This is a genomic window from Chromobacterium alticapitis (genome assembly GCF_002924365.1).
In the GTDB taxonomy this organism is placed as follows: domain Bacteria; phylum Pseudomonadota; class Gammaproteobacteria; order Burkholderiales; family Chromobacteriaceae; genus Chromobacterium; species Chromobacterium alticapitis.
Genome location: NZ_PQWB01000017.1, coordinates 317,803 through 333,108, shown reverse-complemented (window position 1 = coordinate 333,108; position 15,306 = coordinate 317,803). Strand labels below are relative to the sequence as shown.

The 15,306-nt window shown below is 63.6% G+C and carries 11 protein-coding genes; 4 read left to right on the top strand and 7 right to left on the bottom strand.

The window, feature by feature from the left end:
* Nucleotides 1-12 precede the first annotated feature (12 nt).
* From gshB to C2I19_RS05385, 4 genes are all read right to left on the bottom strand, one after another.
* Nucleotides 13-957, bottom strand: coding sequence for a glutathione synthase (gene gshB / locus C2I19_RS05400; protein WP_103901686.1), 945 nt, complete (start codon nt 955-957; stop codon nt 13-15).
* A 48-nt stretch (nt 958-1,005) separates the two neighbouring features.
* Nucleotides 1,006-1,491, bottom strand: coding sequence for a hypothetical protein (locus C2I19_RS05395; protein ID WP_146056744.1), 486 nt, complete (start codon nt 1,489-1,491; stop codon nt 1,006-1,008).
* A gap of 134 nt (nt 1,492-1,625) precedes the next feature.
* Nucleotides 1,626-2,909: a glutamate--cysteine ligase gene (gshA, locus tag C2I19_RS05390; RefSeq protein WP_103901684.1), complete on the bottom strand. Its 1,284-nt coding sequence runs from the start codon at nt 2,907-2,909 to the stop codon at nt 1,626-1,628.
* A gap of 129 nt (nt 2,910-3,038) precedes the next feature.
* Complete coding sequence (locus tag C2I19_RS05385) at nt 3,039-3,983, bottom strand: carbohydrate kinase family protein (protein ID WP_103901683.1); 945 nt, start codon at nt 3,981-3,983, stop codon at nt 3,039-3,041.
* A gap of 120 nt (nt 3,984-4,103) precedes the next feature.
* On the opposite strand from C2I19_RS05385, the gene C2I19_RS05380 reads away from it, so the two are divergent.
* Nucleotides 4,104-4,583 carry a TlpA family protein disulfide reductase gene (locus C2I19_RS05380; protein ID WP_233201108.1) on the top strand — a complete coding sequence of 160 codons (480 nt, stop codon included), beginning with the start codon at nt 4,104-4,106 and terminating at the stop codon, nt 4,581-4,583.
* Nucleotides 4,584-4,830: 247 nt separating this feature from the next.
* On the opposite strand, the gene C2I19_RS05375 is transcribed toward C2I19_RS05380, so the two are convergent.
* On the bottom strand, nt 4,831-5,436 hold the full coding sequence (locus tag C2I19_RS05375; RefSeq protein ID WP_103901681.1) for a DUF2087 domain-containing protein: 606 nt from the start codon (nt 5,434-5,436) through the stop codon (nt 4,831-4,833).
* A gap of 421 nt (nt 5,437-5,857) precedes the next feature.
* Nucleotides 5,858-8,569 carry a preprotein translocase subunit SecA gene (gene secA / locus C2I19_RS05370; protein WP_103901680.1) on the bottom strand — a complete coding sequence of 904 codons (2,712 nt, stop codon included), beginning with the start codon at nt 8,567-8,569 and terminating at the stop codon, nt 5,858-5,860.
* A 258-nt stretch (nt 8,570-8,827) separates the two neighbouring features.
* Here secA and C2I19_RS05365 point away from each other — a divergent pair, with 258 nt between their 5' ends.
* The 3 genes from C2I19_RS05365 (at nt 8,828) to C2I19_RS05355 (ending at nt 14,278) form a co-directional block, all read left to right on the top strand.
* Entirely contained in the window at nt 8,828-10,879 is a 2,052-nt protein-coding gene (locus C2I19_RS05365) for an alkaline phosphatase D family protein (RefSeq protein WP_103901679.1), read from the top strand.
* A 332-nt stretch (nt 10,880-11,211) separates the two neighbouring features.
* Complete coding sequence (locus C2I19_RS05360) at nt 11,212-12,951, top strand: ABC transporter permease (protein ID WP_103901678.1); 1,740 nt, start codon at nt 11,212-11,214, stop codon at nt 12,949-12,951.
* Between the two features lie 13 nt (nt 12,952-12,964).
* Nucleotides 12,965-14,278 carry an ABC transporter ATP-binding protein gene (locus C2I19_RS05355; protein WP_103901677.1) on the top strand — a complete coding sequence of 438 codons (1,314 nt, stop codon included), beginning with the start codon at nt 12,965-12,967 and terminating at the stop codon, nt 14,276-14,278.
* Nucleotides 14,279-14,387: 109 nt separating this feature from the next.
* On the opposite strand, the gene C2I19_RS05350 is transcribed toward C2I19_RS05355, so the two are convergent.
* Entirely contained in the window at nt 14,388-15,128 is a 741-nt protein-coding gene (locus tag C2I19_RS05350) for an NAD-dependent epimerase/dehydratase family protein (RefSeq protein WP_103901676.1), read from the bottom strand.
* Between the last annotated feature and the right edge of the window lie 178 nt (nt 15,129-15,306).

Sequence of the window (15,306 nt, the reverse complement as noted above, 5' to 3'; positions counted from 1 at the left end):
CCCTCTGCCGCCTCAATGCTGGCAATGGCGCTCCAGCGCGTCGATGTACAGGCCGGCCACATTGATGCCGCTCTGGTCCATGATCTCACGGAAGCAGGTGGGGCTGGTGACGTTGACTTCGGTGAGATAGTTGCCGATCACATCCAGCCCGGCCAGCAAGATGCCGCGCTTCTTCAGTTCCGGCCCGACCGTCTCGGCGATCTCGCGGTCGCGCGCGCTCAAGGGCCGCGCCTCGCCGCGGCCGCCCGCCGCCAGATTGCCGCGCGTCTCGCCGGCCGCCGGAATGCGCGCCAGGCAGTAATCGACCGGCACGCCGTCTATCACCAGGATGCGCTTGTCGCCATCGCGGATTTCCGGGATGTAGCGCTGCGCCATGATGGTGCGCCGTCCGCGCTGGGTGATGGTTTCGATGATGACCGACAGATTGGCGTCGTCCGGCCTCACGCGGAAGATGCTGTCGCCGCCCATGCTATCCAGCGGCTTGAAGATCGCGTCCTGGTGCTGGTTGACGAAGGCGCGCAAACGATGCGCCTCCGCCGTGATCAGCGTGGGCGCGGTCAGGTCCGGGAACTGCAGGATGGCCAGCTTTTCATTGAAATCGCGCAGCGCCTGGCCGCTGGTGAACACCTTGACGCCTTGCTGCTCGGCCAGGCTGAACAGCTGGGAGGCGTACAGGTATTCCATGTCGAACGGCGGGTCCTTGCGCATGATGACCGCGCTGAAGGCCTGCAGCGGCTGGCGCAGCTTTTGCCCCAGCTTGTACCAATGCGGGCGCTCGTCGGTGACGGTCAGATCCACCGCATCCACCAGGATGCGGCCGCCCTCCACCGACAGCTGATGGGCCTCGGCGAAGCTGACCGCGTGGCCGCGGCGGTGCGCCTCCTCCATCATCGCGAAGGTGGTGTCCTTGTAGATCTTGAAGTGCTCCAACGGATCGGCGATGAATAAAATTCTCATGACAAGGTCTTTCTGGAGAAGGAGGCGGCGCCAGGATCTAGCGCGGCGTTAAGAGGAGAGCTTGGTCTTGACCCAGGCAGCCAAGTCCTTGCTCAGGGTTTGCGTGCAGCGCTCCAATACGGAACAAGAGCCCTTGAAGCCGCCCCACATGCCGCCCATCGAATCGCGGGAGCCTGTGAAAGTGTCCAGCAGCTTGCCATCCTTGTACAACTGGGCGGACATCGCGACGAACTTGCGGTGTCCTATGAAAGCATTGCCCATAGACACCGCGTTTTCTAGCCGAAGCTTCAGATAGTAGCCGTTAGCCTTCAGTTGGTCTTCCGGCGCTGTCTCAGCCGTCACGCCGGCTTCCTGCAGCGCCCTCATGCTGGCGGCGGCTTGCGATTCCGGCAGCTTGCATTCGTCGCGTACATTGCTGTTGATCATCGCGGGGTTGCTGAAGTCCGCGCTGGGGGAAACCTTGATCGCCGGCGCGTCCGCCAGGCAAAAGCCGGCGGCCGCCATCATCAGGCCTGCACAAAGAAGTTTCTTCATTTCGTCTCTGCGGGCCGGCCAAAGCGGCCCGTCATCCATGGTTAAGGTCGAACATTGTCGAAAACCGCACGATGCGGCTTTCGACGACATTCTATCTTAAGGCCAATGGCATGACATGCCGACGGGATCATTCATCATGCGTCCGGATCGGTGGCTTCCAGCTCCAGCGAAGCGGCCAGCAGCGCCAGCCGCGAGATCACGCCATAAGCATAGAAGCGGTTGGGCGCGCAATCCGGCAGGCCCTTGCGGTCCGGCAGGCACGCGGTTTCGAACGACAGCGGCACAAAATGCATGCCCGGCGCGTTCAGGTTTTCGTCTATGCCGCGGCCGGTGTGGACGCGGTAGAAGCCGCCGGTGACGTAGCGGTCCATCATGTAGACCACCGGCTCGGCCACCGCCTCGTTGACGGTCTCGAAGGTGTACACGCCTTCCTGCACGATCACCTCGGATACTTCCAGGCCTTCCTTGACCACCGACATCTTGTTGCGCGCCTTGCGGTTCAGGCCTAGCACCTCGTCCGGGCTCTTCACGCTCATCACGCCCATGCCGTAAGTGCCGGCGTCGGCCTTGACGATGACGAAGGGGTCGTTGTCGATGCCGTATTCGCGGTACTTGGCGCGGATCTTGTCCAGCATCTGCGACACCGTCTCGGCCAGTTGCTCCTCGCCGGTGCGGGCATGGAAGTCCAGGCCGCGGCAGCTGGCGAAGTAGGGGTTGATGGTCCACGGGTCGATGGAGATCAACTTGGCGAACTCGCTGCTGACCTTGTCGTACGCTTCGAAATGGTGGGTCTTGCGCCGCACCGCCCAGCCGGCGTGCAGCGGCGGCAGCAGGGTCTGCTCCAGGTTTTTCAGCAAATCCGGGATGCCGCCGGACAGATCGTTGTTCAGCAGCACCACGCAGGGATTGAAGCCGTCGGCCAGCACCAGGCGGTTGCCGCGGCGCTCCAGCGGTTCCAGCGTCAGCTTGTCGCCGTTGGCGGCGGCCAGCTCGGTCGGTTCGGTGATTTCCGGATTCAGCGAACCCAGACGCACCTTCAGGCCGGCCTGCTCGAAAATGTGCACCAGGGTGGCCACGTTCTGCAGATAGAACGTGTTGCGAGTATGGTTTTCCGGTATCAGCAGGATGCTGCGCGCCTCGGGACACACTTTGTCCACGGCGCTTTGCGCGGCTTGCACCGCCAGCGGCAGGAATTCCGGGTTCAGATTATTGTGCCCGCCCGGGAACAGATTCATGTCCACCGGCGCCAGCTTGAAGCCGCTGTTGCGCAGGTCCACCGAGCCGTAGAACGGCGCGGCATGGGCATGCCATTGGCTGCGGAACCAGTGCTCGATCTGCGGCTGAGCGGCCAGAATGCGGCTCTCCAGCTCGTACAGCGGGCCGGTGAGGGCGGTGGCCAGGTGCGGAACGGGTGACATGGTCTTCCCTTGGGCGTGTTTGAATCCACTTATGGTGGGGGTGCCGGCTCGCATATTCAAGTGGGACGAGCCTGGTTAAAACAAAAGGCACCGCGCAGCGCGGTGCCTTTCGATTCTAAGCGAGCGCGCTTACAGCGGCCATCTCTCGCCATAGGCTTCGAAGTAGATGTCTTTCAGAGAATCCCAATCGAAGAAGTGGTTCTGGCAGCCCGGCGTGGTGACCTTGATCGCGCCGATCACATTGGCCAGGCGGCCGGTGATCTTCCAATCCACCCCACGGCTGATGCCCCACAGCAAGCCGGCGCGGAACGCGTCGCCGCAACCCATCGGGTCCACCGGCTTGATGGGCATCTGCACGCGCGGAATCAAGTGCACGGTGTCGTCGACGTAGATCTCGGCGCCCTTGGAGCCGCGGGTGACGATCAGCGCCTTCACCTTCTTGCGCAGGTCATCGACGGTCAGGCCGGCGCGTTCGCGCATCAGCTCGCTTTCGTAGTCGTTGATCGCCACATAGCTGGCCAGCTCGACGATCTCGTGGATCTCGTCGCGCGACAGCAACGGCAGCTCCTGGCCCGGATCGAAGATGAACGGAATGCCCGCCGCCGCCAGCTCTCGCGAGTGCTGGATGAAGGCGGTGTAGCCGCCTGGCGACAGGATGGCCAGCTCGATCGGGTCCTGGATGTCGGACACGTGGTTCTCGGTGGCGAAGTCCATCGCCCCCGGATGGAAGGCCATCAGCTGGTTGCCGTCCTTATCGGCAATGCCGAAGCATTGCGGGGTATACTGCTTGCGGATCAGACGGATGAAACGGTCGTCCACGCCCACCCGTTTCAGGTGTTGACGATATGGCTCGAAGTCCTCGCCGACCACGCCCATCACAATAGGCTTCTCGCCCAGCAGGCACAGGCTGTAGGCGATATTGCCGGCCATGCCGCCGAATTCACGGCGCATCGTCGGGGCGAGAAAGGTGGTCGAAATCTTGTGCAGCTGATCCGGCAGGATCTGGCTGTCGAAGCGGCCTTGGAACGAGAACAGGGTATCGTATGCGAGCGCCCCGCAGACGAGGATAGACATGCCCACTCCGCAAAGTAATCAATCGAACATTTTAACATGAAGTTTCTTTTTCGATCATCCCCGGATGCACGCAAGTTGCGGAAATCCAAGACAATTCCATTGACATCACAGGAAATGCCCATGAAATCCAAACGCCTGTTCGTCTCCTTGCTGCTGGCCGCGCTGCCGCTGGCCGCCCACGCCGCCCCCTCGCTGGAGCAAAGCCGCTTCTCCAGCCTGGACGCCAAGCCGGTGGCGATGTCCGCCTACAAGGGCAAGGTGACCGTGTTGAACTTCTGGGCCACCTGGTGCGGACCGTGCCGCGAGGAAATGCCGATGCTGAACGGCCTGCGCAAGAAGCTGTCGCCCAAGGGCGTGGAGGTGGTGGGCGTGGCGCTGGACAGCAAGGAACAGGTGGAGCCCTTCGTCAAGCAGCTGAAGATCGGCTACCCCATCCTGCTGGGCAACGACGACACGCTGGACCTGATGCGCGGCCTGGGCAACAAGACCGGCGGCCTACCTTACACGCTGGTGCTGGACCGCAGCGGCAAGATCGCCGCCACGCTGACCGGCAAGCTGGACGAGAAAAAGCTGGAAGCGGCGGTGAAGCCGTATCTGTAATCCCCCTCTCCCCCAGCCCCTCTCCCGCGAGGGGAGAGGGGAGAGGGGAGATGCGCTGCTTATCTTTCCAAGCGCCGAATCGCCCGTAGCGCGGGTTGGCTCTGCCATACCCGCGAATGAGATAAGTCATAAGAGCTTGATGAGGATTGGGATCGCGGGTATGGCCTAGCGGCCAACCCGCGCTACGGCGCTGACGCGTCCCGTGCTGAGGCATTGGCGGAACGCCCGGCAAAGCCGGGCTGCCGCCCTACCGGGCTACGGCGCTCTCATCGCTCGAGACGTCGCGAGGCGGCAAGCCCCTCTCCCCTCGCGGGAGAGGGGTTGGGGAGAGGGGGCGGCGCAGGCTCACTTGCGCGATCAACTCCACCATCCCCTCCGGCGCCTCTGGCTCCTGCAGCCAATAGCGCCGGCAATCGTCGGTGCGGCCTACCCAGCCGCCTTCCACCAGTTCGCGCCGGATCAACACATGATCTCCAAAAGCTTCTTGCGCGCGGATGGCGATATTCACGCCCGGCTCGTCCCACTCTTCGCCGCGCGGCAAGCCGGCCCATATCGCCCACAGGCAAGCGCGCTGCTCGCTGAACTTCTTCGGCCAACGCATCAGGCGGCCCTCCGCGTCGAAGTGGCGCAGTAAACGCTGCGTCGCCGCGGAGACGGTTTTGGCTTCGGCCGGCGATGGCCTATCATGCTCGGCGCGCAAATGCTGGAAGTTTTGGAAGCCGGCCGCGCGCGCCAGCATATTGAGGATTTGCAGATGGCCCGGCGGCTCGGTCTGCTCCGCCCATTGCTGCTTCAGAGAACGGGCGAGCGCGGAGATATCGCTGCTGTAAAACGGATAAAGCGTGCGAGACATGGTTCGAATCCTGTCTGCGTGCCAAGGTCGGGGAGGACTGCCGCGGTCGCCGTTGCGGCCTGGCACGAGGTTCGAGCCAAGCGGTAAGTGGGTGATGCTGCCAAGACAGGTTTAGCGTGGCGAAATCGCCGGCGACGCCTGGGTGAACTGTTGACCCGCCGACATGCTATCACTGCGCCTTGGTGTTGGAAAGCCTTGCCGCCGGCGCGATGCCGGCGAATCCGCCAGCCGCCATTGCCGCGACTCATGCAGCCTTACGATCAAGATCGCGCGGTCGCATCTTTCGCGGGTATGGCCGGAGGCCAACCCGCGCTACGTTTCTGCGCCAGGGTGTTGCAAAGCCAGCGGCGCATGAGACGCCGAGCCCGAAAATCAAAAAAGCCGACGCAAGCGTCGGCTTTTGGGTAGATCCATCAGCGCATCAAGCCAGACGGCCGTGGCACTGCTTGTACTTCATGCCGCTGCCGCAGGGGCAGGGGTCGTTGCGATTGATGCGCAGGCCTTGGGCCGCCAAGGCGTCCGGCGACAGCGGATTGTCCTCGTCCTCGCCCAGCACGGAACCCGGCTCGGCGTGCTGCATCTCGAAATCCGCCAACTCATGCGGCTCCACCGCGTCGATGTCGTCCTGGCCGCGGATCTGCACCGTCATCAGCACTTGCACCACGCCGCGCTTGATGCGCTCCAGCATGTCGGCGAACAGCTCGAAAGCCTCTCGCTTGTACTCCTGCTTCGGGTTCTTCTGGGCGTAGCCGCGCAGGTGTATGCCCTGGCGCAGGTGGTCCATGGCGGCGAGGTGTTCGCGCCAGTGGTTGTCCAGCATCTGCAGCACCAGGCTGCGCTCGAACTGGCGCATCACGCCTTCGCCGGCCTGATCCACCTTGGCCTGATAGGCGGCGGCGGCCAGTTCGATGATGCGCTCGCGGATCTGCTCGATGTCCAGATTCTGCTCGGTCTTCAGCCACTCGGCCACCGGCGCCTGCAGCAGGAAGTCGGACTCCAGGGTTTTCTCCAGGCCGGCCAGGTCCCACTGTTCTTCCATCGATTCCGGCGGCAGATGCAGGTCGACCAGGTCGGAGATCACACCTTCGCGCATGTTCACCACCACGTCGGACACGTCCTCTTCCACCAGGATTTCATGGCGCTGCTGGTAGATCACCTTGCGCTGGTCGTTGGCGACGTCGTCGTATTCCAGCAATTGCTTGCGGATGTCGAAGTTGCGGCCTTCCACCTTGCGCTGGGCGTTTTCGATGGAGCGGCTCACCCACGGGTGCTCGATGGCCTCGCCTTCCGGCATCTTCAGGCGGTCCATGATGGCGGCCACGCGGTCGGAGGCGAAGATGCGCAGCAGCGGATCTTCCAGACACAGATAGAAGCGGGAAGAGCCCGGGTCGCCCTGACGGCCGGAACGGCCGCGCAGCTGGTTGTCGATGCGGCGCGACTCATGGCGCTCGGTGCCCACGATGTGCAGGCCGCCGGCTTCCAGCACCGCGGCGTGGCGTTGCTTCCACTCGGCGCGGATGGCTTCGACCTTGGACTTCTTGTCGGCGTCGGACAGGCTGTCGTCGGCCTCCACCGCCTTGATCTCCGGCGCGGGATTGCCGCCCAGCACGATGTCGGTGCCGCGGCCGGCCATATTGGTGGCCACGGTGATCATGCCCGGACGGCCGGCCTGGACCACGATGTCCGCTTCGCGGGCGTGCTCCTTGGCGTTCAGCACATTGTGCGGCAGCTTGGCCTGGGACAGCAGATTGGCCACCAGCTCGGAGTTTTCGATGCTGGTGGTGCCCACCAGCACCGGCTGGCCGCGCTCGTGGCAATCCTTGATGTCGGCCAGGATGGCGTCGTACTTTTCCTTGGCGGAGCGGTAGACCTTGTCCTGCGAGTCCTTGCGGATCATAGGCTTATTGGTCGGCACCACTACGGTTTCCAGGTTGTAGATGCTCTGGAATTCGTAGGCTTCGGTGTCGGCGGTGCCGGTCATGCCGGACAGCTTGCCGTACAGGCGGAAGTAGTTCTGGAAGGTGATGGAGGCAAGCGTCTGGTTCTCGCGGTTGATCTCCACGCCTTCCTTGGCTTCCACGGCCTGGTGCAGGCCGTCGGACCAGCGGCGGCCGGACATCAGGCGGCCGGTGAACTCGTCGACGATCACCACTTCGCCGTCCTGCACCACGTAGTGCTGGTCCAGGTGGAACAGCGCGTGGGCGCGCAGCGCGGCCATCAGGTGGTGCATCAGCGTGATGTTGGTGGCCGAGTACAGGCTGTCGCCTTCCTTCAGCAAGCCCATCTGGGTGAGGATGTCTTCGCTGCGCTCGTGGCCGGCCTCAGACAAGAGCACGGTGTGGGCCTTCTCGTCCACCCAGTAGTCGCCCTCGCCCTCTTCCGTTTCCTGGCGCTTGAGCATCGGCGGCACCACGTTCATGCGCTGGTACATGTCGATATTGTCTTCGGCCGGGCCGGAGATGATCAGCGGAGTGCGCGCCTCGTCGATCAGGATGGAGTCCACTTCGTCCACCACGGCGTAGGCCAGCTTGCGCTGCACTTTTTCGCCGGTGCTAAACACCATATTGTCGCGCAGGTAGTCGAAGCCGAATTCGTTGTTGGTGCCGTAGGTGATGTCGCAGCCGTAGGCGGCCTGCTTGTCGTCATGGGCCATCTGCGACAGATTCACACCGACTGACAGGCCCAGGAAGTTGTACAGCGGCTCCATGATGCCGGCGTCGCGGCTGACCAGGTAGTCGTTGACCGTCACCACGTGGACGCCGTCGCCGGTCAGCGCGTTCAGGTACACGGCCAGCGTGGCGACCAGGGTCTTGCCCTCGCCCGTCTTCATTTCAGGAATCTTGCCCTGATGCAGCACCATGCCGCCTATCAGCTGCACATCGAAGTGGCGCATGCCCATCACGCGGCGCGAGGCCTCGCGGCACACCGCGAAGGCTTCTTCCAACAGGCCTTCCAGCGTTTCGCCCTTGTTCAGGCGATCGCGGAATTCTTGGGTCTTGGCGGCCAGCGCCTCGTCGGACAGCGCCTGCATCGCCGGCTCCAGGGCGTTGATGCGCGCCACAGCTTGGCGATATTGCTTCAGCAGACGATCGTTGCGGCTGCCGAACACCTTCTTGAGTAGCGAAGAAATCATGTAGTCGAATCCAGAAACCAGCGGGCCGGAAGGCGTGTCCGCAAAAAATGCTGAAAAGTGTAGCACATTCCCAGCCATGGTTATGGGGGCGAGGGTGCGCCAGATCAAGAGTAGGGTAACAGACAAGTGTTGGATTTAGACGACGCTTGATAGAGCAAACGCTCGATTTAATTGACCGAACCATTCACGCGATTTAAATATTCTGTTGCAATAATCAGCAGTTTTCATACCAACAACATGAGAAATTCTGGAGAAGCGATGGATAGGCGGCAATTCCTCAAATGGGGCAGTTTTCTGACGGTATCGGTGGCGGCCGGCGGGCTGAGCGGCTGCGGCGGCGGCGGAGACGCCAGCGCCGCCCCGACGCCCGGACAAAGCCAGCTCGCGGCGGGCAAGGCGTTCAACCTGGGCGTTGCCTCCGGCGACCCGCGCCCGGACAGCATCATCCTGTGGACCCGCGTCGACGGCGGCGACGGCGCCAGCTCCCTCGGCGTGACGGTGCAGCTGTCGGACAAGGCGGACTTCTCCAATCTACTGGTCAACCAGGCGCTCAGCGCCGACCCGGGCTGGGACTACACCGTGCGCCACAAGGTGACCGGCCTCAACAGCGCCACGACTTATTACTATCGCTTCCTGACCGGGGGCACCGTCAGCACCGTCGGCCGCACCAAGACCGCGCCGGCCGCCGGCACGCCGGTTTCCCAACTGAAATTCGCCTACATCACCTGCCAGGACTGGAGCGTCAACCACTGGGGGGCCTTCGACGAGATCGCCCAGCTGGACCTGGACTTCGTGATGCACGTCGGCGACTACATTTACGAGACCGTCGGCGCCGGCTTCCAGACCGGCGGCAACGAAACCCGCCATCCGCCGCTGACGCTGCCCAACGGCACCAAGCGGGCCGACGGCGCCATCTACGCCACTACGCTGGCCGACTACCGCTACCTGTACAAGAGCTATCGCGCCGACCCGCGCATCCAGGCCGTGCACGCCAACTTCCCGGTGATCTCGATCTGGGACGACCACGAGTTCTCCGACGACTGCTGGCAAGACCGCCAGGTTTATTATCCGGGCGAGGACGACTATCCCAACATTCCGCGCCGCCGCAGCGCCAACCAGGCCTGGTTCGAATACACGCCAGCCGATGTCAATATCGACCTGTCCAATCCCTCGTTCCAGAATATCCAGATCTACCGCAGCTTCGCCTTCGGCAATCTGGCCACGCTGGTGATGACCGACCAGCGCCTGTACCGCGCCGACCACATCATTCCGGAAGACGCCGCGCCCAATACCGGCCTCGCCAATCTGGGCAGCCGCTATTTCGTGCCCAAGGCCACGCTGGCCCAGGTGGAGGCGGCCAAGATCGCCGCCATGGGCGGCGACTTGCAAATGGTTTCCATTCTGGGCGACACCCAGCGCGCCTGGTGGCAGCAGCAAATGCAGGGCGCCGCCACCACCTGGAAGCTGTGGGGCAATGAAGTCTCGCTGCTGCGCATGGGCGTGGACGGCACCATGGCGGTGGCCGGCCTGCTGACTCAGGGCCTGATCGCCGCGCTGGCGCAGCAAGGCGTCAACCTTAGCGCCGCCCAGCAGCAACTGGCCGGTGCTTTCTACCAAGACCTGAAGACAGCCAATGTCAGCGGCGACACGCCGGTGCTGAGCTACGCCAATGTCCAGCCGCTGCTGGCCGCCCTCAGCGGCGGCGCCCTCAGCGCCGCCGTGTTCAACGCCAAGCTGAAACCGATGCTGGACGCCAGCCTGCCGCCGTCCATGCTGCTGAACCAGTACATCCTGAACGCGGACCAGTGGGACGGCTACAACGCCGAGCGCAAGGCGCTGATGGCCTTCCTGAAGAGCAATAAGATAGGCAATGTGGTGGGCATCACCGGCGACATCCACGCCTTCTTCGCCGGCCCGGTGATGGATGACTTCGACGCCGCCAGCCCCACCCCGGTGATGGTGGATCTGGTCACCGCCGGCATCTCCAGCAACTCCTTCTTCAGCTACTTCAAGAACGTGGTGGACACCGTGCCGGCCTTCGCCATGGCCGCGCCGCTGATCTACCAGACGGTGAACGGCCAGACGGTCAACACCTTCAACAACACGCTGAAGCAGTTCAACGGCAACTGGCTCAAATACGTCGACACCGACGCCCAGGGCTACGCCGTGGTGACGCTGACGCCGGCCAAGCTCAGCTGCACTTTCCACAAGATGGCCAAGCTGGCGAACGGCATCGCGCCGTCTCCGGCCACCGCCAGCACGCAGACCGTGGAAGTGGCCGCCGGCACCCCCGCCGTCAACGTGCTGTAAGCGCCTGCCGGACAACGCCGCCGGCCCATGCCGGCGGCGTTTTCAACTAGTACATTTCGTCACAAAATACCCACGATCCCTTCGGCGATTTTAACAATCGCTTTATGGCTTCTCTGGTAGCATGCATGCCCTGACCGGAGCCGTCCCGGCAATATTCTGGCGCGATGCTTAAGCGCGTTGCCGGTTTTCGGCGTTCGAACAGGCATGCGCAATGCTACGGTAAAGTGTCGACCCACCCAGCCGTCAACCACTCCCGGCGCGCCCAAGCATACGGACCGCACGCCGCAAGGCCGCGGACCGCCGGAACAAATCCATAAAAACGGAGAGGCCTGATGACCACCGCCGTCCGCCACTTCATGCCCGCCACCGCCCGGCGGCTGATCCCCAATCGCTGGGACCTGATCGCTTTGCCGCTGATCCTGGGCTTCCTGTTGCTGGCCACCACAGGCATACGCGCCACCTGGGCGCCGATCGCCGCGCTGCAAACCATCCCCATCACGCTGGACCCCGGCAATCTGCCGGAATACGCCTTGCGCACCACGCTGCGCATGCTGGCGGCCATGGTCGCCGCCCTGGTGTTCACGCTGATATACGGCACGCTGGCGGCCAAAAGCCGCCGCGCCGGCCTCTTGCTGGTGCCGATACTGGACATCCTGCAGTCGGTGCCGGTGCTGGGCTACATCTCGTTCACCGTGACCTTCTTCATCGCGCTGTTCCCCGGCCGGGTGCTGGGCGCGGAATGCGCGGCCATCTTCGCCATCTTCACCAGCCAGGCCTGGAACATGACTTTCAGCTTCTACCAGAGTCTGCGCACCGTGCCGCGCGACCTGCAGGAGGTGTCAGTCAATCTGCGCTTGTCCGCCTGGCAGAAATTCTGGAAGCTGGAAGTGCCCTACGCCATGCCCGGCATGATCTGGAACATGATGATGAGCATGTCCGGCGGCTGGTTCTTCGTGGTGGCCTCGGAAGCCATCACCGTCGGCGACAAGACCGTGATGCTTCCCGGCGTCGGCTCCTACCTGGCCATGGCGATCCAGCACAAAGACCTGGCCGCCGTCGGTTGGGTGATCCTGACCATGTCCATCGTGATCCTGATCTACGACCAGTTCCTGTTCCGTCCACTGGTGGCCTGGGCCGACAAGTTCCGCCTGGAAGACACCATGAGCCAAGCCGCGCCGGAATCCTGGGTGCTGAACCTGATCCAGCGCACGCACGCCATCCAACAGCTGCTCAAACCGTTTGGCAAACTGCTGAAGACTACGGCCCGCCTGAAGCTGAACTTCAGCCTGCCCAAGGGCATACACTCGGAAGACCATACTTCGGTGTCGCGCGGCATAGACGTGCTGTGGTGGTCGCTGATCGCCGTGCTGGCCTTCCTGCTGGCCAGCAAATTGGTGCATTTCATCGCCTCGGAAGTCGGCCCCTGGGAAGTGCTGAAAGTGCTTGGCCTCGGTCTGATCACCCTGGTGCGCGTCAGCTTGCTGATCGCCGTCGCTTCGGTGATCTGGGTGCCGCTGGGCGTGCTGATCGGCCTGCGGCCCGCCCTGGCCGAAAAAGTGCAGCCACTGGCGCAGTTCCTGGCCGCCTTCCCGGCCAATCTGCTGTTCCCGGTGTTCGTGGTCTTCATCGTCCACTTCAAGCTGAATCCGGACATCTGGCTGTCGCCGCTGATCGTGCTGGGCACCCAGTGGTACATCCTGTTCAACGTGGTGGCCGGCGCCACCGCCTTCCCCAACGACTTCAAGGAGGCCGCGGCCAATTTCCGCATCCGCGGCTGGCAGTGGTGGCGCCAGGTCATGCTGCCGGGCATCTTCCCTTACTACGTCACCGGCGCGATAACGGCATCGGGCGGCGCGTGGAACGCCAGCATCGTGTCCGAATTCGTGTCCTGGGGCGACGACAAGCTGGCCGCGCACGGCCTGGGCGCCTACATCGCGCAGACTACCGCCGCCGGCGACTATCCCAAGATCCTGCTCGGCATCGCCGTGATGTCGCTGTTCGTGGTGCTGTTCAACCGCCTGCTGTGGCGTCCGATGTACGCCATCGCCGAAAACAAACTCCGTCTCAACTAAGGGGGCCCCAAGCATGACGACCAACAACACCGCCTTGGGACAAGAAATCTTCAAGCTGAAAAACGTCTGCCGCGGCTTTTCCAAGGGCAGCGACGAAATCCAGGTGCTGGACGACGTCAACCTGACGCTGCGCGAAGGCGAGATCGTAGGCATGCTGGGCCGCTCCGGCTCCGGCAAGTCCACCTTGCTGCGCATCATCGCCGGCCTGATCCAGCAAAGCAGCGGCGAGGTCAATTACCTGGGCAAACCGCTGAAGGGGCCGGCCGAAGGCGTGTCCATGGTGTTCCAGACCTTCGCGCTGTTCCCGTGGCTGACCGTGCTGCAGAACGTGGAAGCCGGCCTGGAGGCGCTGGGCGTGGACGCCAAGGAGCGCCGCCGCCGCGCGCTGGCCGCCATCGACCTGATAGGCCTGGACGGCTTTGAAAACGCCTACCCGCGCGAACTGTCCGGCGGCATGCGCCAGCGCGTCGGCTTCGCCCGCGGCCTGGTGGTGAACCCGCGCCTGCTGCTGATGGACGAGCCGTTCTCGGCGCTGGACGTGCTGACGGCGGAGACGCTGCGCACCGATATGCTGGACTTGTGGAGCCAGGGCCAGCTGCCGATCAAGTCGGTGCTGATCGTGACCCACAATATCGAGGAAGCGGTGTTCATGTGCGACCGCATCCTGGTGCTGTCGTCCAACCCCGGCCGCGTAGTGGCCGAGATCAAGGTGCCCTTCCCGCACCGCCGCAACCGGCTGGACCCGTCCTTCCGCAAGATGGTGGACGACATCTACGCGCTGATGACCGCGCGCCGCAGCGCCCACACCCTGCACAAGCTGCCGCTGGAAATCGGCAGCCAGCTGACCGAGGTATCCACCAACCTGATGGCCGGCCTGATCGAGGAAGTGGCGCAAGAGCCCTACTTCGGCAAGGCCGACATGCCGGAAATCGCCGAGAAGCTGCGGCTGGAAGTAGACGATCTGTTCCCGGTGGCGGAAATCCTGGAACACCTGGGCTTCGTCGAGCTGAAGGACGGCGACATCCTGCTGACCGCCGCCGGCAAGCTGTTCGCCGACTACGGCACCCAGGAGCGCAAAGTGCTGTTCGCCGAGCACCTGCAGCGCAATGTGCCCATGGCCGCCCACATCCGCAAAGTGCTGCAGGAGCGTCCGGGCCAGCGCGCCCCGCGCCTGCGCTTCGCCCAGGAGCTGGAGGACTCGCTGTCCGACGAGGCCGCTGAGGAAACGCTGGATACCGTGATCAGCTGGGGCCGTTACGCGGAGATATTCTCCTACAACGACCACACTGAAACCTTCAGCCTGGAAGACGTGGAAGGCGGCCAGTAAGCCGCCCTCGCCCGACAAGGGCGCCTCGCACCTTCAAGCAGGCGAGAAGAGCCTTATCTAAAGAAAAAGCGCGCTGTCGCCAGCGCGCTTTTTTATTGCTTCGATGGGATCAAACCGCGGCGGCGGCCAGCCTCAGCGCCGGCGACCAGCCCAGCACGCTCTTGGCCTTCTCGCTGTTGACGTCCGGATTGTCTTCGGTGATGTTGAAGACCCCGCCCGGCGACTTCTGCAACGCCAGCAGCGCGGCGTGGGCGGCCGCCTCTACGTGCAGCGGGCTGGCGCCGGTCGGCTGATCGGTGCCGGTGTTCGGGCCATACAGCTGGCCATAGCGCAGCACGGTGCCTTGCAGCTTGGCTTCCCCCAGCACATGCTTTTCCAACGCGGCCACGCCGTGCACGCTGGTGCGGCGGGTGCCTTCGGCGTCCAGATCCAGCGGATGGGTTTCCAGATAAGGCTTGTCGCCGGCCTTGTAGGCCCAGGCGATGCTTTGCGCGACGATGCGGCTGGCGCCGGCGGCCACGGCGGCGGCCACCAGGTTGCGCGTGCCTTCGTCGCGGATGCGGGCGTTGTTGACCACGGCTTGCGCCATCAGGCTCGGGTCCAAGCCGCGCGGCAAATCGGTCAACTGGTGGATCACGGCCCAGGGCTGGATGCGCACCAATTCGTCCTTCAGGGCCTCGGCGTCATAGACGTTGGCCAGCACCGGGGTCACGCCCAGCGCTTTCAGCGCTTCGACATGCTCGGGACGGTGGGTGCCGCCGTACACGGTGTAACCCGCGTCCAGCAGCAGCGGAATCAGAGCCTTGCCGATCACGCCGGACGAACCGGCTACAAAGACTTTTTGCGACATTTCGTATTCTCCTGATTGCGATGGGTATCCGATCGAAGCCGCGCTCACGATGGCGGCGCCCGACCATGTGCGCACTTTATCCGCGCCCCGCGCCCGCATTAAGGGGCAAAAAACGCAAAGCGGACCATGACATGATCCGCTTCCTTTCGACGCCTCCGCGGGGGCGCTGCCCGCGCCC